Source organism: Rhizobium sp. BK313, from assembly GCF_014193655.1.
In the GTDB taxonomy this organism is placed as follows: Bacteria; Pseudomonadota; Alphaproteobacteria; order Rhizobiales; family Rhizobiaceae; genus Rhizobium.
Genome location: NZ_JACHZQ010000002.1, coordinates 603,029 through 620,338, shown reverse-complemented (window position 1 = coordinate 620,338; position 17,310 = coordinate 603,029). Strand labels below are relative to the sequence as shown.

Below are 17,310 nucleotides of genomic sequence, written 5' to 3'. Positions count from 1 at the left end.
CCAAATGGAACCCACTGTTTACATCATCGATGACGATCAATCCTTTCGCACCGCGATCGGACGCCTGCTGTCGGCATCCGGCTACCGCGTCGCGCTCTATGAATCAGGCAACCAATTTCTGGAGCAACTATCTGGCAGCGAGGCCGGCTGCATTCTCCTCGACCTGGATCTGCCGGGCTTGAGCGGGCTCGAGCTGCAGAACAGACTGCTGGATAAAGCGCCCCTCCTGCCGATCGTATACCTCTCGGGCCGTGGAAATATCAGAGCCTCCGTGCTGGCGATGAAGGCGGGCGCGGAAGACTTTTTGGAGAAGCCCGCGTCCGCTTCTGTGCTCTTGGAGGCGATCGATCGTGCCTTGGCTCAGTACGAGAGACGACGACTGGAACACGAACGCGTCGATACGCTTAACGCCCTGATCGCGGCTCTGACGCCACGCGAGGCCGAGGTGTTTGCTCTCGTCGTACGAGGTCATCTCAACAAGCAAATCGCCTATACGCTCGGGACCTCTGAAAGAACGGTGAAGGCCCACCGGCACCGCGTGATGGAAAAGCTTGGAGCAAGGTCGCTTGCTGAGGTGGTGTCGATCGCCGAGAGAACCGGCATACTTGATCACCAGGCGTAATCACCGAGAGCTGGTCGGTGCCGCTTCCCTTTAGGACAATATCGGACATGTCGTCGCAGGCATAAGCTCATGTGGAAGAGCCGAATATCCTCCCACACGAGTAGAAGAGAGGCACACATTGGCAAGCCTGCCCCGTACGATCGCTATCGTGGAGGACGATGCAAGCATGAGAAGGAGCGTCAGGCGACTTTTGAATGCCCATGGCTTTGCCACCGAAGAGTATCCGTCTGCCGAGTCCTTTCTCCAACGCACCGTCGACGGCGAAGTGGAATGCCTCGTGTTGGACGTGGATCTTGGAGGCATGTCCGGGATCGAACTGCAACGGCGGTTGAGGGACGATGGTTCCTGCCCCCCTGTCATCTTCATCACCGCCCTCGAAGACGAGGCACTGCAAGCAGACGCGGAAAAAGCGGGTTGCTTCGCCTATCTGCGCAAACCGTTTCCGGGGAGCGCGTTGATCGAGTCCATCAACGAAGCGTTAGGATCGTGAACCCCCCAGAGGCTCTGGTCTGAAGAAGCCGTTGCAAGAGCCAAGGCCGACGGGAGGGCAGGTGCCTGTATTTCATCCGCCCGTTGCCCGTGCCCGCCGGTCTCGGTCAGCGCCTGCTCGCCACCATCCCAAAGGTGGACTGGGCTGCGTCAAAAAATTAGAATAATCTTATATAAAAGCAGAGGTTTCCCGGCAGGAGCAAACAATGGCTATCTTCATGGACCGGCATGATCTTGCAGGAACCACGGCAGCCGACGTTGCGGAAGCGCATCGCAAGGACCTCGACATTCAAGATCAGTACGGGGTCAAGTTCCTCACATACTGGTTCGATCAGCGGCGCGGAACTGCGTTTTGTCTGATGGAAGCGCCCGATATGGAAACGGCCCAATGCGTGCACCGCGAGGCGCACGGCTTGGTCGCCGGCGAAGTTGTCGAGGTTTCGTTGTCAGCAGTCGAGGCATTTCTCGGCCGAATTCATGACCCTGAGGCGGTGCCTGGACAATCCTCAGCCGAAATCGATTCCGGCCACAGGGCGATCCTGTTCACCGACATCGTCGGCTCGACCGAAATGACGTCGCGCCTCGGCGACCGCATGGCGATCGAGCTGGTCAGAGCCCACGACGCCGTTGTGCGCAGATGCCTCGGCCAATCCGCAGGTCGCGAGGTGAAGCACACCGGCGACGGCATAATGGCGGCGTTTGCCTCGATCACCGCTGCCGTCGATTGCGCCATAGCGATCCAGCAAGGATTTGAGCGTTACAACGGCGGCAATCCGGAGCCTATTCATGTGCGCATCGGATTGGACTGTGGCGAGCCCGTCGAGGACAGCAACGACCTGTTCGGCTCAACCGTTCAACTTGCAGCACGATTGTGCGCCGCGGCTTCTGCCGACCAGGTCCTTGTGTCGGAAAGCATTTTTCGAGAATACGGTGCCGCCGATCTCTTCACACACGCGACCCGCCGACGCCTGAAGGGTTTTTCGAAGCCCGTCCTGGTCTTCCAATGTGACTGGACCAAAGCCGGCGTACAATGATCGAGTTCGCGTGCCGCATAGCCATCTGCCTATGCGCGCGAGGATATATTCTCTGGATCGGTTTGTGGCTTCCCTGTGCGTGTCCCTCAGCTCGTCGATCGAGATGCCCTTGAACTGATGGTCGTCCTTGCGGACGATACGGTTTCCACAGGATGGGACTTCCAATAATCGTTTGGACGGCTTGAGAAAGGAACCCGTGCAACAGACCATCGAGGCTACTCGATGCCGCATGGAAGCTGCCGTCGAGGCCAAACGGGCGTCGGCGTGCGAGGAGAAGAACAATGGACGACCTGTTTCCCGCGACATCGATGCCCGACCGGGACTGGTGGGCGGCGCTTTGGCCGCGACCGACTGATGTCCTGGAGCGGCTCGGCATCCGGCCTGGCATGACCGTGCTCGATCTGTGCTGTGGTGATGGCTATTTCACAGCGCCGCTTGCGAAGCTCGTCGATGGTCGTGTCTATGCCCTCGATCTAGATCCCGGGATGATCGAACAGGCGAAGGTCGAGGTCGAGCGCCTCGGCGGGACTGTCCGTCAATGGATCAACGCAGATGCGCGCGAGATCGCATCGCTGCTCACTCAACCGGTTGACTACGTGCTGATGGCCAACACGTTTCATGGAGTGCCTGACCAGCCAGGCCTCGCACGGGCGGTTTGGCATGTTCTACGACCCGGAGGCATGTTTGCGATCGTCAACTGGCATCGGCTCCCCAGGGAACGGACTGTTGTGCTCGATCAGCCACGCGGGCCGAAGCCGGATATGCGCATGTCGCCCGACGCAGTGCGTAAGGCCGTCGAACCTGCAGGGTTTCGGACTGCTCGCGTTGAGGAACTGCCGCCCTATCATTACGCCATTATACTGGAGCGCGCGGCATGATCCATGCAGGCCTCACTTGGGATCGTGCGGCCTCCCGCGGGCCGTAGTTTCAGCCGCTCAGTCGCAGCGACGAAGGTAAGAGATCGTGCTGCTCGCGCATTGCAACGGCTGACTGACGAACGACTTCGGAAATCTCAAGGAGCTGTTTGGTCAAGGGGCTTGTCTTGCGCCAGATCATGCCAATCGTTCGCGAGGGTTGAAGGTGCGGAAAGCGCGCGACCGATACGGACGCCGAGCGCGTCTCCACGGCTACCGCCATCTCCGGGATCAAGGTGATACCAATGCCGGCGCTGACCATCTGGACCAGCGTGGATAGAGAACTGCCATCCATCAATTCCCGCGGTAGCGCCGAAGGCAGATTGCAGAACGACAAGGCCTGATCGCGAAAACAGTGCCCCTCTTCCAGCAGGAGCAGCTTCATCTCACGGAGCGCTTCGCGATTGGGCACTGGCTTGCCCTCATCCTCGCTGGGCCGGACCAGCACGAAATTCTCCGAAAACAGCGTAACCTCGGTCAACGAGGGTTCGGATACCGGTAACGCAACAATTGCCGCGTCAAGCCGGCCCTCCGCCAGCTCGTGGACCAGCTTCGAGGTCAGTGTCTCGCGTACATGAATGTCGAGCCCGTCATGCATGCGCGTGAGATTGCCGATGATCGCCGGCAGCAGATAGGGGGCGATCGTCGGGATCACACCCATTCTCAGCCGTCCCACCAGCCGGTTCTGCGAGGCGCGTGCCATATCTGCAAGCTCGTCGACCGAGCGAAGGATATCGCGGACGCGCACTGCAAACGCTTCTCCGAAACTGGTCAGCCGGATCTGGCGAGCGCCCCTTTCGAAAAGCTCCGTGCCCAGCGATTCTTCCAGTTCCTTGATCTGCATCGACAAGGCAGGCTGAGAGATTGCACAGACATCCGCCGCACGTCCGAAGTGACCTTGTCGTGCCAATGCCTCAAAATAGCGCAGCTGCTTGAGTGTCAAATTCGTCATAACCTTACCTTATCGTCGCAATCAGTAAATCCAACTTAAATTAATGAAGCAGCTTGGGTATAGTCCTTGAAGCGCAGATGAGGTGCAGCCACCGTTACGCTTGGCCCATAAAAAGGCCACCGACGATATGCAGTTCATTGGCGTGCAGACCCTCCAGAACGCTGATGCTCCCCAAGCTCTTTGTTCAGGACGGTTTGCTTCGAGGAAAGCCCGAAACAAGGACATTTCGTGTGTCTGGTACTTCGTCATCGCGCTGACCGTGAAACCGAGCCGCTTTTCAGAGGATTCACGATGATCTTCCTCTGGAAGGCTCAATTCAAGTAATCACGAGGGAGAGAAATATGGATACGAAAGCGGATACCGCAGGCAAGTGTCCGGTGGTGCACACACACACCGCCCATGGCGGCAGGTCGAACCGGGACTGGTGGCCGAACCAGTTGAACCTCAGGATTCTCCATCAGAGCTCCTCCCTGTCCAATCCGATGGACAAGGCGTTCAACTATGCCGAGGAGTTCAAGAAGCTCGATCTCAATGCCGTCAAGCAGGATCTCTTTGCATTGATGACGGATTCGCAGGATTGGTGGCCGGCCGACTTCGGCCATTACGGTCCGCTTTTCATCCGCATGGCCTGGCACAGCGCGGGCACTTACCGCACCGGCGACGGCCGCGGTGGCGCAGGCGCCGGTCAGCAGCGTTTCGCGCCGCTCAACAGTTGGCCTGATAACGTCAATCTCGACAAGGCGCGCCGGCTGCTCTGGCCGATCAAGCAGAAATACGGCAACCAGATCTCCTGGGCCGACCTGCTGATCCTGACCGGCAACGTCGCTCTGGAATCCATGGGCTTCAAAACGTTCGGCTTCGCCGGCGGCCGCGCCGATGTCTGGGAACCCGAGGAAGACGTCTATTGGGGCGCCGAGGACACCTGGCTTGCTGACAAGCGTTACTCCGGTGAACGGGACCTCGAAAATCCGCTCGCCGCTGTGCAGATGGGTCTGATCTATGTGAATCCGGAAGGGCCGAACGGCAATCCCGATCCACTTGCTGCTGCCAAGGACATCCGCGAGACCTTCGCGCGCATGGCTATGAACGACGAGGAGACCGTCGCTCTCATCGCCGGTGGACATACGTTCGGCAAGACCCACGGCGCAGGCGACGCCGCACATGTCGGTGTCGAGCCCGAGGGCGCCGGCATCGAGGAGCAGGGCCTCGGCTGGAAAAACAGCTTTGGTACGGGTAAAGGCGGCGACACGATTGGCAGCGGCCTGGAAGTTACCTGGACTACGACGCCAACGAAGTGGAGCAACAATTTCTTCTGGAACCTGTTCGGCTACGAATGGGAACTGACGAAGAGCCCGGCCGGTGCCCATCAGTGGACGCCCAAACATGGCGCCGGCGCCGGTACCGTGCCGGATGCCCACGACAAGTCAAAGCGTCATGCGCCGTCGATGCTGACCACGGACCTCGCCTTGCGCTTCGATCCTGCCTACGAAAAGATCGCCCGGCGCTTCTTCGAAAATCCGGATCAATTTGCGGATGCCTTTGCCCGAGCCTGGTTCAAGCTGACCCACCGCGACATGGGCCCGCGCGTGCGCTATCTCGGCCCGGAGGTTCCGGCGGAGGAACTGATCTGGCAGGATCCCCTCCCCGCGCTTGACCACCCCCTGATCGACGCGCAGGACATTGCCGATCTCAAGGGCAAGATCCTGGCATCGGGACTGTCCGTTCCCCATCTGGTTTCGACCGCCTGGGCCTCGGCGGCAACCTTCCGCGGCTCCGACAAGCGCGGTGGAGCAAACGGCGCACGCATTCGTCTTGCGCCGCAGAAGGATTGGGAAGTTAACCAGCCAGCTCAGCTCGCAGCCGTGCTTGAGACACTGGAAGGTATCCAGAAGGCGTTCAATGACGCCCAGTCTGGTGGCAAAAAGGTGTCGCTCGCAGACCTGATCGTCCTCGCTGGCTCGGCGGCTGTCGAAAAGGCGGCGAAGAACGCCGGCCACGACATCGAGGTTCCGTTCACGCCGGGCCGCACCGACGCGACGCAGGAACAGACTGATGTCGAGTCCTTTGCCGTTCTGGAGCCGATTGCCGACGGGTTCCGCAACTATCAGAAGGGCGAGTATTCCATTTCGCCCGAGGAGTTGCTGATCGACAAGGCGCAGCTTCTGACACTGACGGCACCGGAAATGTCGGTTCTGGTCGGAGGCCTGCGTGTGTTAAACGCGAATGCTGGACAATCCCAGCACGGCGTTTTCACCACGCGCCCTGAAACGCTCACCAATGACTTCTTCGTCAACCTGCTCGATATGGGCACGGTGTGGAAGGCTTCCCCGGACTCGAAGTATGTCTTCGAGGGACGCGAACGCGGTACGGATGACATAAAGTGGACCGGCACCCGCGTTGATCTCGTCTTCGGTTCGAACTCCCAGCTTCGGGCACTTGCCGAGGTCTATGGCCAAGGTGATGCGCAAGAGAAGTTCGTGCGCGACTTCGCGGCAGCCTGGACGAAGGTAATGAATGCGGATCGTTTCGATCTCGTGTGATCCGCACAGAAAGATGCTCGGGCACGGCTGAGTTTCAGCCGTGCCCGAGGTGTTATATCAGGCAAAGATTGCCTGTCCGGCTAGGCGGCCGGCGTCGCCGGGGCCGTGCTGGCTGACAGCGCATCCTGGAGCCGTCGCTCTTGTTCAGGCGAGAGCGACGAACGCAGAATGCGTGCGTGTTCGCCCTTAAAATCCTCGAGCACCTTTTCCGGCTGGACCTTCCGTACAAGCAGGAACAGCGCAGAGCTGTTGACCGGAATGGTTTCAGCCAGCCGCTTGATGAGATTGTCATCGATGCCGTAGTCGGTCATCGACCCAGCGAGCGCTCCAGACCCCGCCCCGAACGCGCCGCCGAGCACCATCCCGGCCAGCGGGTTGAGAAACAGGAGGCCCACGAGCGATCCCCACAACGCGCCGGAAAGACCACCGCTCGCCGCACCTGCTGCCGTCAGGTTCATGCTCTGCTTGAGGCGCACCTTGCCGTCACTGTCGCGCACGGCGACCACGGCGTCCTCGAGATCGATCAGATATTCCTTCTCGAGCTGCAACAGTCGATTGAGGATCGCATCCGCCTTGTTGGCGTCATCGAAGCCGAGCACTACAAGTTCTGACATGGAAATCCCTCCGTGTTGACATCGCGATCTGAAACTAGAGCTGCAACCCGGTTCGTCCATGGAGCGAACTGCAGCTATAGCCTGTTTCCTGCCGTTACCACACCCGTATAAGAGGCCGATGAAAGAGCTCCGTGAATCCATCCTCAACGAAGTGATGCCTCCGAATGCTTCTTCACCACCTTGTTGAGTTGCTTGGCGGTGACACCAGCGCTATTCTCCCGCCAAGCAGAACTGCGGCAACCTCGAGACGCGCGCTCCAATGCCGCGAGTGCCAAGAAATCGCGGCGCCGCCGTCCTTTCGCTTCAATAGCGAAGTCGCTTGCACGGCCCGTGGTCGACGAGAAAATTCGATATGAACGGTCTACCCGAGTTGCCCCGTCAGCCTGGCTGCCGGGACGACCCGCCGTTCCGTACCGCAGACGGAACTCTGCCGGTTTTCCCGGTTCAACGGCCGGCGAACAATGCCGCCCACAAAGGCCTTGCTCGGCAGGTGCGAGCATGGATGATGACTGACAAACCATTCGGAGATCGGCATGCCAAAAGGATCAGAACTTCTTGTCGCCGCATTGGAGAATGAAGGCGTCGAACGCATATTCGGTATTCCCGGAGAAGAAAACCTCGACGTCGTGGAGGCGATCCGGACGTCCTCGATCGAGCTTGTGCTGACCAGGCACGAGCAGGCTGCAGCTTTCATGGCTGCGACGTACGGCCGACTGACTGGGAAGCCCGGTGTGTGCATTTCCACACTCGGCCCCGGCGCGCTAAATCTCTCGACGGGCGCCGCCTACGCTCTCTTGGGAGCAATGCCGATGATCATGATCACCGGGCAAAAGGGCGTTCTGTCTTCACGCCAGGCGCGGTTCCAGGTCGTCGACGTCGTGGCCAGCATGAAGCCGCTCACCAAGCTTTCCCGCCAGATCGTCTCGCCGTCGATCATACCGACGCTGGTGCGCGAGGCGTTCAGGATTGCACAGGAGGAACGGCCGGGTCCCGTCCATTTGGAACTGCCGGAGGATATTGCCGCCGAGGAAAGCTTGCCGGTTTCGATGGTGCCGCCGCATCCGGCCGAGCTGCCCGTCGCGAACGCGGAAGCGCTGGACAGGGCGGCCGAATTGATCCGGCATGCGAAGCGGCCGCTCATCATGCTCGGTGCTGCTGCCTCGAGGCCGCGTTCGACATCCGATTTGGCTAATTTCGTCATCAGGACCGGGATTCCCTATTTCACGACCCAAATGGGCAAGGGCACCGTACCAGGTGGCACCGAACTCTATATCGGCACTGCAGCGCTCTCCGAACGCGACTACGTCCATGAAGCGATCGAGCGGGCGGACCTCATTGTGACGATCGGCCACGACACCATCGAGAAGCCGCCGTTCATCATGGGGAAAACCGGCCCTCAGGTGGTCCACGTCGGATATCAGCCGGCGACGGTGGAGCAGGTCTATTTCCCGCAGGCAGAGGTCATCGGCGATATCGGTCCCTCCCTCAAGCTTCTCGCCGACAGGCTCGAGGGACAGCTCCCCGACGCGAAAGCCCTTCTGCCGCTGCGCTCGGGAATCCTGGAAAGGGTTGCCGCGCGTGCGCAGGAAGATCGTTTCACGCCGCAGCGGATCGTCCATGATGTCCGCGCGGTCATGCCGCCCGATGGCATCGTGGCTCTCGACAACGGCATGTACAAAATCTGGTTCGCTCGCAACTACAGGACTCAGGTTGCGAATACGCTGCTGTTGGACAATGCGCTTGCCACCATGGGTGCCGGCCTTCCATCCGCAATGACGGCTTCTCTGCTCTATCCTCATCGCCGGGTGATGGCGGTCTGCGGGGATGGAGGCTTCATGATGAACAGCCAGGAACTCGAGACAGCGGTTCGTCTCAAGCTCAACCTTGTCATTCTGGTGCTGGAAGACGGAGCATACGGGATGATCCGCTGGAAGCAGGCGGTCGACGCGTTCCCGGATTACGGCATGACTTTCGCAAACCCCGACTTCGTGACCTATGCCGAAGCTTATGGGGCCAAGGGCCACCGCGTGGAACGCATCGATAACTTCGCTCCGACACTGGAGCAGGCGTTCTCCGAGGGCGGGATCCATCTTGTCCTGATACCCGTCGACTATTCCGAGAACAAACGCGTCCTCGTTGATGAGCTTAGCAAGAGACTTCCCGTTTTGCCGGAGCAGACAGCATGAGCACCTTGACTGTATTCCAAGCCTTCGACCGTGCGCCCGTGCGCGAAGTACCGATGGACGATGCACAGGCACTAGAGACCAAGATTGCCGCGGCCGCCGCGGCATCCAAGAACCGGGACGGTTGGCTCAAGACACATCAGCGTGTCGCCATCCTCCGCAAGGTTGCTGGCCTTCTCGACGCGCGGGCGGAAACGTTCGCTAGGCAGATCGCACTGGAAGGTGGCAAGCCCTATCCGGATGCGGCAGTCGAGGTCGCCAGAGCTGCCGATGGCCTCCGCAACGCCGCGGACGAGCTCAGAAACTTCGCCGGCAAAGAGATCCCGATGGGGCTGACGCCGGCAAGCGAAGGCAGGTGGGCGTTCACGACGAAAGAGCCCATCGGTGTGGTAGCCGCGATTTCCGCATTCAACCATCCCCTGAACCTGATTGTCCACCAAATCGCTCCTGCCATAGCAGTCGGATGCCCCGTCATCATAAAACCAGCAGCCGCGACGCCCTTGAGCTGCCTCGATCTCGTAGCGCTATTCGGCGAGGCTGGACTGGAAGAAAAGTGGTGTCAGACACTGATTACAGACGACAACCTTTTGGCGGAGAAACTCGCGACCGATCCGCGCGTGAGATTCCTCAGCTTTATCGGATCGGCGAAAGTCGGTTGGTATCTCAGGAGCAAACTTCCCCCCGGCACGCGATGTGCACTTGAGCACGGAGGGGCGGCTCCGGTTTTGATCCATAATAGCGCGGATATCGAGACGATCATCGAACCGATCACGAAGGGTGCGTATTATCACGCAGGCCAGGTGTGCGTTTCCACCCAACGCATTTTTGTAGACCGCGCGCGTTTCGATGACTTTGTCGACCTCCTCTCGGCGCGTGTAGCCGTACTTCGGGTTGGCGATCCGCTGCTTCCCCATACCGAAGTCGGACCGCTCATTCATCCGCGTGAAGCCACAAGGGTCACCGAATGGATCGACGAAGCGGTTGCTGCCGGCGCAGGCAGGATCGGTGGCGGACATCTTTCGGAAACGACGCTGAAGCCCTCTATCCTGCTGAACCCGCCGCCCGAGGCGAAGGTCTCGCAGCTCGAGGTGTTCGGGCCTGTGGTCTGTGTTTATGCCTATGATGACTTCAGTTCTGCCATCGAAGCAGCAAACAGCGTCAGATGGTCTTTCCAGGCAAGCGTCTTTGCGCAGGATATCGGCCCCGCCCTGACGGCGGCGCAAAGATTGGAAGCCTCCGCCGTCATGATCAACGACCACACCGCGTTCAGGACAGACTGGATGCCATTCGCCGGCCGGAAGGAGTCGGGCTACGGCGTCGGAGGCATTCCCTGGACCATGAAGGAGATGGCCGAGGAAAAGATGATCGTCCTGCGGCGCTAAGAGTGGCTTGGCACGAGGTAGCGATCGGGCGCGCGTCCGACGGCATGCCTCAATACATCGACGGCCTGCTTCTTGGCTTCACCAATGTTGCAGGCTGGCCCGTCGCACAATCGCTCGCCAAACGGCTCTGGGACATCTGCATTCCGGCGAATAGTGACGGATGAGATTAATCTTGGCCTAGACGAATTCCGATTTCTTGCATCTATTTTCCGAGCCAATGGCATGGGAAATAGATCTCAGCCAATTGCTACGCAGACTTTCGAGGCATTCCAATGGGTGAGACCATTTTTCTAGCCGGCGCTACCGGCGCGATCGGGACCAGGCTTGTTCCCATGCTGGTCGAAGCCGGCTTTACGGTCTATGGCACAACGCGCAAGCCGGAACGCGAGAATAGCCTGCGCCAAGCCGGCGCAACGCCTGTCATCGTCGATGTCTTCAATAGCCAAGCCTTGGCGGAAACATTGCGGCAAACAAGGCCTCGCATCGTCATCCATCAGTTGACTGATCTGCCCTTCGGGCTGGACCCGGCGCAAATGGAAGCGGGTCGGATCCGCAATGCCCATCTTCGTGAAGTGGGAACGAAAAACTTAGTCGATGCTGCGGTCGCGGCCGGCGCGGAACGGATGATTTCGCAGAGCATCGCCTGGGCTTATCAGCCTGGCGCTACTCCGATCTCGGAAGAGACACCGCTTCAGGACAGTGCGACCGCGATACGAACGCTTGAAGCGTTGACACTCCAAACGCCAAAGATTGCCGGAACCGTGCTGCGATATGGCCTGCTATATGGACCTGGGACCGGCTTGGATGCCCCGACCGGACCGATAACCCTGCATGTGGACGAAGCTGCGCGCGCCACCCTGCTGGCGGCGGAGACGGCAGCGGCCGGCATCTTCAACATCGTTGACGACGGAGGGCCAATTTCGAATGCGAAAGCGAAGTCGGTGCTGGCGTAGCGTCCGAGCAAGGGCAATGGTCAATAAGCGAGCCCGATCACGGACCTAGGCAAGCCTACAGGATCACTTCGGCGCAAATCGCCTCGCCAAAGAACACAGCAAAGCCAATTTCCGCTTTGGGGCCACGCGACTTCGATGCCGGTTTCAAACACTCCACTTGCCGACCTTTGCCCGCCTGGCGATGCCGGGAGCGAATTTTGCACGTCCTCCGTTCGCCGTTATTGACGCCTGCCCTCACGCCACTCGGCGGGAGACATGCCCGCAACCCTCTTAAAGCTCCGGCTGAAGGCTGCCTCGGACTTGTAGCCGACATCACGTCCGACCACCGAGACTTTAGCCCGTCCATCGGTGAGCAGTCGCGCGGCCAGTTGCACGCGCCATCGCATGAGATATTGCATCGGGGGGCAGCCGACGAGGCGCATGAAGCGCGCCGCAAGCACGGACCGTGAGACACCGGTTTCACGCGCGAGCTCTTCAATTGTCCAGCCACGGGCCGGATCGTCGTGGACGAGCGCAACAGCCCGGCCGACCGCGGGGTCTCGCAAGCCGGCCAGCCAACCTGTCTGCTCCTGCGGCAGCATCTCGAGATAACGGCGCAAGACCTCAACGAACATCAGCTCGCTGAGGCGCAAGCGAATGCATTCCGCACCGGGGCGTTGAGCGGGTATCTCTGCCAGAGTTAGCTCGATCAGCCTGTCGAGCAAATCGATCGGTGTGCCGGCGGCGCGCCGGATGCGCATTAGCGGCGGCAACGCCCCGAGCAGGGGATTGAACGGCCGAGCCTCGCAACCGAGAAAACCGCAGACATATCTGGTCAGGAGCGGCCCATCGCCACCTTCGGTGACCACGAAGGGCAATTGTCCGGCTGCCATGGCGCGAAAGAAGTCGAGTGAATCTTTCTCACTCAACCCTGATCGCAATCCGGGCGCGCTGCGCATCGCGTACGGATCCTCGTGCGGTATCACCAGTATATCGCCTTCGGAAAATTCTATTGGCGGGCTGTGGCCGACGCTGACCCAGCCCGATCCCTGGATGATGATGTGGTAGGAAATGACGTGCTGGGCACGTGGCAGGATGAAATCGACAAATGAACCCGCCTGCGGCACCTCCACACTCCAGGGCGAATGGGCATCGACCCAGAAGAAAAGCGCACCGGTGAGCTTTATGGCGCGCAGCACATCCGAAAGCACGTCCTTACCCGGTAGGGCGGAAGGTGGTGCGCCGGGCACCACGTCTCCCGGCCGCCGAGCAGAACCTTGCGGCAGGACGGACGCTGCAGCAAACGATTGAGACGTCGGGTCATGGAGCGTGCCCATGGCCAAGTCTACTATCAACTGAACAGCATATCCACTGCGCATCCCGCGGCGTCCAGGCGACAAAGGGAGGACGGCCATGTCTGCTTACTGCTTCTTTGACCTGCGTGAAATCAACGACCAAGCCAAGGTCGAGCAATACCTGGCAGGGGTCGCCGCAACGGTTGCCCAATATGGAGGGCGTTGTCTGGTGCTCGGCGGAGAATCCCACCTTGTCGAAGGAGATTGGCAGCCGGTCTATCCTGTCATCATCGAATTCGGCGACAGCGCACAGGCGCAGCATTGGTATGCATCGCCCGAATACGAGCCGCTGAAGGCGCTTCGCCTCGCAGGAACCAGATCCAATGCAGTGCTTCTTGAAGGTGTAAACCCGGCATCGGTGGAAGCGACAGCCCAAACCGTCAGGAAGAGGACAGCGAGATCCCCGGCCGAGATCTATGACGCGCTCTTCGTTCCGGCGCTGTTCCAACAATGGGGGCCCGTCGTCGCCGGCGAGGCAAGGATAGGCCGAGGCGACCGGGTGATCGACGTCGCCTGCGGAACGGGTGTGCTGGCGCTTGCCGCACTTGATCGCGTCGGGGCGGAGGGCACGGTGGTCGGTCTCGACCCCAATGCCGACATGCTTGGCGTAGCCGGCCGCAAAAGCCAGCGCGTCGACTGGCGTGAGGCGCGCGCTGAAGAGATTCCATTCCCGGATGGAAGCTTTGATGCGGCGGTCAGCCAGTTCGGCCTGATGTTCTTTGAGGACCGCGCCGCCGGTCTGCAAGAAATGATGCGTGTGGTGAAGCCGAGCGGCAGACTGGCCGTCGCCGTTTGCGACTCGCTCGACCATTCTCCGGGCTACGCTGCGGTTGCGGATATGCTGGAACGGCTTTTCGGAAATGTGGTGGCGAATGCGTTCCGCGCGCCCTTCGTGCTCGGCGATGCGAAACTGCTGCGCTCGCTCTGCGCGAAGGCGGGCGTGGAGCATGCAGACGTGAAACGGCATTACGGGACGGTCCGTTTTGCCTCGATCGAGTCGTTGATATCGACCGAAAGAGCCTGCATCTGGACACTTGGCGGATTGCTCAACGAGGATCAATTCGGGCGACTTCTCAAGGAAGCTCCCCGGGCGCTGGAGGCTTTCGTGACCGCGAGTGGTGAGGTCTCTTTCGACATGCCGGCGCTAATCATCACAGCGTCCAAGCAATAATGGCACAGCAGCCTCGGGCTTTCTCCGAACATTTCGTTGCAAATCGCCCCCGAGCCGACACTTTTTGGCGAACACTCTGCCGTATTTGCAGCGCCTCATTGCCGTCCGTGAGATATAACGCCCCTAGGAGCGCGCGATGGAGACGAAGCGGATTGACTGGAGAAATTCTCGAAGCGGTTCACCGCTGCGTATGGGGGTAGCGCTGTGTATCGGCAGCACCATCGTCGGGCTGTTTTACGCGGCGACCCTAATCGAGAGTGTCGGCCCGGTTGCTATCGCTGATGACAAACTCGACAGGCCACCAACTATCAACAGCTTGCAGGCAGCGATCGACGCAAGTCCGGCCGCACCCTTACCGGCGATCGCGGCGGTCCCCACTCCGGCCCCAAGATCGGTTAATTTGGCAAAGCTGGTCATACCTCGGGTCCACGCGCAGAAGGCAAAAGCGCCGCTTCCCGCGTCCTCAGACGTGATGCGGTTCGACCAGTGCCTGCCGCAATGCGAGACCAGAGATCCCATGATCGCAGGGTATCCCGTCGAGAGCGACCATGGGCCCTTGCAATTGCAAGAGAGCGACGATCAAGCGGCCAATCCAGGCTTCTCGCCATTGAAAGATGCAACATACGTCGTGAGCCGGGTGGCGGACGCTTCCGGGGCGGCCCTCAAGGGCGGACGCAAGATGCTGGATCACGTCATTCCCGCGGATTGGTGAGATGCGGAACATTTTCAGCGCGAACTCAGATCACTGGATTGCAATCGGAGCCGCGCGATCGGCGGCTCGATAATCGGTTAATCCGTCTGCCGACAGCAAAGCTACCCGCACTTGCTTGCAACAAAATCGAACAAAACCGAACAAACAGCGAAATAAGCAAGCGCTATTCTCTTTCTGCACATAGGAGAATTGCCATGGTCCCGGACTTAACGAAGAGCGCCCAAACGCCCATTTTGATATTTCTGCCGAAGGGCGCCGCCGATGCCATCGCGACGAAGTTGGCGGAGCACGGGTACGAGTCAACAGTTGCATCTTCGATACCGGAGGTATTCGACGCCCTCCGTTCGGACCGATACGTTCTCGCCGTAACCACACGGCCCGACATTGATATCGTCCGCAATATTCGGTCCATACCCGTGGTGAATCTTGAGGTCTTTTTTCACGCTGTCCTCTCCAGCGGCGGCCTGGTTACCTCATCAAAGCAATTTGACGACACCGGGTTTCTCCAACGGATCAAGGCGCTCACCGAACCAAGGACCAGTAGGACCGAAGTCAGTCAGACCGAATTAACGTCGAATGGGACGGCAGGTGCAGACGCCAGATGGGCCTCTCGATGGCTGGCCTCCGCAAGATCTCTGCTCGGAACCTACTTCGCGGCAAGCGCAAAGAGCTGAGACATGGTCTCTCACAGTTCCGTTCGAGGCGAATTTGGCTCGATGCGCGATCGGAACGCGCGTTCCTTTGGATTTTCTGTCCAACATCTGCAAGTCGCAGCACCGAGAAAGGAGCTGCTATTTTACGGTGGAAGCATGGCGATGGTCTGGATAGTGGGTGCGGCGTCGTTGAGCGGCTATATCTTGACAGCGCTGTTTGCGATCGTGGCAGTTTGGCGGCTCTTCAGAAGCGCTGCCAGCAACTTCATAGCGGAGATGCCAAAGCGCTCTGCGCTCAAGCACTACACGATTGCCATCGTCTCGCTGGTCTTGTTTTTGCTGCTGGCCGCTCGTGCTTGCTACATCGCCACGATTATCGTCGATACGGTGCTTCGCAACGATCTGTTCGAAAAAGTCGCGGTCAAAAACCCAATTTGATATTGCCCCCAAGAGAAGCCGGTCGCGGCGCCTTTTCTATCCACCAAACGAAGGACACCAGCGGAGCACCTTAGTCGACCTCTCCGCATCTCGATAGAATATCGTCGACAACGGAGGCGAGCGGCGCAGTGGCGTCGATCGTTGTCGCGTTTTTGGGAATGTCTTCTTTCGTTGCATGCAGTCCCACAACCACGTCTCGTTCGGCCGGTTTTCCACCAAACTCGTCTTCAGGTCTGCTCGCCAGCCGCCTCTTCAACGTGTCCAAATCGACGTCAAGAACGAAAACACCGTCAAACAGTTCAATGAAGTGGTGGAAATTCCTTGAGCCGCCGCAGAAGAAGGAGATCGGGCGGCTTCGATCGGCCACCAGGGATTTGACTTTGCCGACATCCCAAAGGTGGTGCTTGTGCCCAAAGGCCACATCCAAACTGCTCTGCTTATGCGCAGAGCCATCCAGCGGTTCACCCGTCTGAGGATCGCCTTTATATGCCAGCTCACGGTCACCGTGAATGACGTGATAACCGCGCTGTTGCAGTTCGGTGGCGACTGAGGTCTTGCCAGTCCCGGAAAGACCTTCGATCAAATAGTTCCTGACGCCCATTTCGTTCTCGTTCGATGAATCGCACGCTCTTTGGCAACGGCCAAGCACCCCTGCCGCCTTGTGGCGCAGACCGGATACGGTATACAAACCAACAATTACAAACAGATCTCCGCGCTTCAATTCCAGCGGCTTTTACGGCGCAGAAGCCTGAGCGGGCCCACCCACGGAGGCATTCCAAAAAAAAATTGGTTCGAACAACAAAAATGGCAGAAATCAGCGTTAAGTGTATAGGTCCCGGACGCAAGGAGCGTTTCGGAGGACATCAAAAGAGGACATCATGAAAAAGCTGCTTATTATAGCCCTTACTTCCGTAGCGGCGTTAGCCGCAGTCAATTCTACAGCTGACGCGGCTCAAGGATGCGGCGCCGGATTTCACCGCGGTCCCTATGGCCACTGCCGTCCGAACGTCGCCCCCGGCACTGTTGTTGTCGTGCCTGGAGGTCCCAGGGTCGGTGTTTATTATCATGGACGAGGCTACTGGGACGGCCACCGTTATTGGGTGAACCGTGAGCGGTGGCACGGTGGTTGGCGCTACTACTGAGCGCAGCTTGGTTGGGTCGGTTGATCGACCGGCCCAGCCGCTAAAAGCCTGTGGCATTAGCTGGATCGCGCCGGAAGCGGGCGATCGTATGCCTTAGCAAGACGCCAAATTACCAGTATTTGATTAGTAGCGAGCCGGCTGACAATCCCGAGCCCACAACTTGGAAGCGTGCCCCGG

18 protein-coding genes are annotated in these 17,310 nt (G+C 59.4%); 14 read left to right on the top strand and 4 right to left on the bottom strand.

Going from position 1 to position 17,310, the window contains the following annotated elements; all coding sequences use genetic code 11:
• Positions 1-4: 4 nt before the first annotated feature.
• The 4 genes from FHT86_RS15195 to FHT86_RS15180 all read left to right on the top strand — a co-directional run bounded on the left by FHT86_RS15195 (position 5) and on the right by FHT86_RS15180 (position 3,023).
• Positions 5-622 carry a response regulator transcription factor gene (locus FHT86_RS15195; protein ID WP_166656828.1) on the top strand — a complete coding sequence of 206 codons (618 nt, stop codon included), beginning with the start codon at positions 5-7 and terminating at the stop codon, positions 620-622.
• Between the two features lie 118 nt (positions 623-740).
• Complete coding sequence (locus tag FHT86_RS15190) at positions 741-1,112, top strand: response regulator transcription factor (RefSeq protein ID WP_133707625.1); 372 nt, start codon at positions 741-743, stop codon at positions 1,110-1,112.
• Positions 1,113-1,317: 205 nt separating this feature from the next.
• Positions 1,318-2,145: a nickel-binding protein gene (locus tag FHT86_RS15185; protein WP_133707624.1), complete on the top strand. Its 828-nt coding sequence runs from the start codon at positions 1,318-1,320 to the stop codon at positions 2,143-2,145.
• A 281-nt stretch (positions 2,146-2,426) separates the two neighbouring features.
• The gene (locus tag FHT86_RS15180; RefSeq protein WP_133707623.1) at positions 2,427-3,023 is read left to right on the top strand and encodes a class I SAM-dependent methyltransferase; all 597 of its coding nucleotides are present in this window, start codon (positions 2,427-2,429) and stop codon (positions 3,021-3,023) included.
• Between the two features lie 49 nt (positions 3,024-3,072).
• Here the strand turns inward: FHT86_RS15180 and FHT86_RS15175 are convergent, their stop codons facing one another.
• Positions 3,073-4,011, bottom strand: coding sequence for a hydrogen peroxide-inducible genes activator (locus FHT86_RS15175; RefSeq protein WP_133707622.1), 939 nt, complete (start codon positions 4,009-4,011; stop codon positions 3,073-3,075).
• A gap of 341 nt (positions 4,012-4,352) precedes the next feature.
• On the opposite strand from FHT86_RS15175, the gene katG reads away from it, so the two are divergent.
• On the top strand, positions 4,353-6,551 hold the full coding sequence (gene katG, locus FHT86_RS15170) for a catalase/peroxidase HPI (RefSeq protein WP_133707621.1): 2,199 nt from the start codon (positions 4,353-4,355) through the stop codon (positions 6,549-6,551).
• A gap of 80 nt (positions 6,552-6,631) precedes the next feature.
• Here katG and FHT86_RS15165 read toward each other — a convergent pair whose 3' ends face one another.
• Positions 6,632-7,165 (bottom strand): DUF1269 domain-containing protein, encoded by a 534-nt coding sequence (locus tag FHT86_RS15165; RefSeq protein ID WP_133707620.1) that lies wholly within the window; start codon positions 7,163-7,165, stop codon positions 6,632-6,634.
• Positions 7,166-7,698: 533 nt separating this feature from the next.
• Here FHT86_RS15165 and FHT86_RS15160 point away from each other — a divergent pair.
• From FHT86_RS15160 to FHT86_RS15145, 4 genes are all read left to right on the top strand, one after another.
• Positions 7,699-9,351 carry an acetolactate synthase large subunit gene (locus FHT86_RS15160; RefSeq protein ID WP_133707619.1) on the top strand — a complete coding sequence of 551 codons (1,653 nt, stop codon included), beginning with the start codon at positions 7,699-7,701 and terminating at the stop codon, positions 9,349-9,351.
• Entirely contained in the window at positions 9,348-10,730 is a 1,383-nt protein-coding gene (locus FHT86_RS15155) for an aldehyde dehydrogenase family protein (protein WP_133707618.1), read from the top strand. Before FHT86_RS15160 ends, FHT86_RS15155 begins: the two co-directional genes overlap by 4 nt.
• 2 nt (positions 10,731-10,732) lie before the next feature.
• On the top strand, positions 10,733-10,894 hold the full coding sequence (locus FHT86_RS15150) for a hypothetical protein (RefSeq protein WP_166656827.1): 162 nt from the start codon (positions 10,733-10,735) through the stop codon (positions 10,892-10,894).
• 108 nt (positions 10,895-11,002) lie between these two features.
• On the top strand, positions 11,003-11,683 hold the full coding sequence (locus tag FHT86_RS15145; protein WP_133707617.1) for an NAD(P)-dependent oxidoreductase: 681 nt from the start codon (positions 11,003-11,005) through the stop codon (positions 11,681-11,683).
• A 218-nt stretch (positions 11,684-11,901) separates the two neighbouring features.
• Here the strand turns inward: FHT86_RS15145 and FHT86_RS15140 are convergent, their stop codons facing one another.
• Positions 11,902-12,999: an AraC family transcriptional regulator gene (locus tag FHT86_RS15140; RefSeq protein WP_133707616.1), complete on the bottom strand. Its 1,098-nt coding sequence runs from the start codon at positions 12,997-12,999 to the stop codon at positions 11,902-11,904.
• A 76-nt stretch (positions 13,000-13,075) separates the two neighbouring features.
• On the opposite strand from FHT86_RS15140, the gene FHT86_RS15135 reads away from it, so the two are divergent.
• The 4 genes from FHT86_RS15135 (at position 13,076) to FHT86_RS15120 (ending at position 15,991) form a co-directional block, all read left to right on the top strand.
• A complete protein-coding gene (locus FHT86_RS15135) occupies positions 13,076-14,188 on the top strand; it encodes a DUF1330 domain-containing protein (RefSeq protein ID WP_133707615.1) in 1,113 nt (370 codons plus the stop codon).
• 136 nt (positions 14,189-14,324) lie between these two features.
• On the top strand, positions 14,325-14,900 hold the full coding sequence (locus FHT86_RS15130; RefSeq protein ID WP_133707614.1) for a hypothetical protein: 576 nt from the start codon (positions 14,325-14,327) through the stop codon (positions 14,898-14,900).
• Between the two features lie 188 nt (positions 14,901-15,088).
• Positions 15,089-15,574, top strand: coding sequence for a hypothetical protein (locus tag FHT86_RS15125; protein WP_409527598.1), 486 nt, complete (start codon positions 15,089-15,091; stop codon positions 15,572-15,574).
• Between the two features lie 42 nt (positions 15,575-15,616).
• Positions 15,617-15,991, top strand: coding sequence for a hypothetical protein (locus tag FHT86_RS15120; RefSeq protein ID WP_246779517.1), 375 nt, complete (start codon positions 15,617-15,619; stop codon positions 15,989-15,991).
• A 70-nt stretch (positions 15,992-16,061) separates the two neighbouring features.
• On the opposite strand, the gene FHT86_RS15115 is transcribed toward FHT86_RS15120, so the two are convergent.
• Entirely contained in the window at positions 16,062-16,592 is a 531-nt protein-coding gene (locus FHT86_RS15115; protein WP_133707612.1) for a nucleoside kinase, read from the bottom strand.
• Positions 16,593-16,869: 277 nt separating this feature from the next.
• Between FHT86_RS15115 and FHT86_RS38900 the strand changes: the two genes are divergently transcribed.
• On the top strand, positions 16,870-17,133 hold the full coding sequence (locus FHT86_RS38900) for a GCG_CRPN prefix-to-repeats domain-containing protein (RefSeq protein ID WP_133707611.1): 264 nt from the start codon (positions 16,870-16,872) through the stop codon (positions 17,131-17,133).
• Positions 17,134-17,310 lie beyond the last annotated feature (177 nt).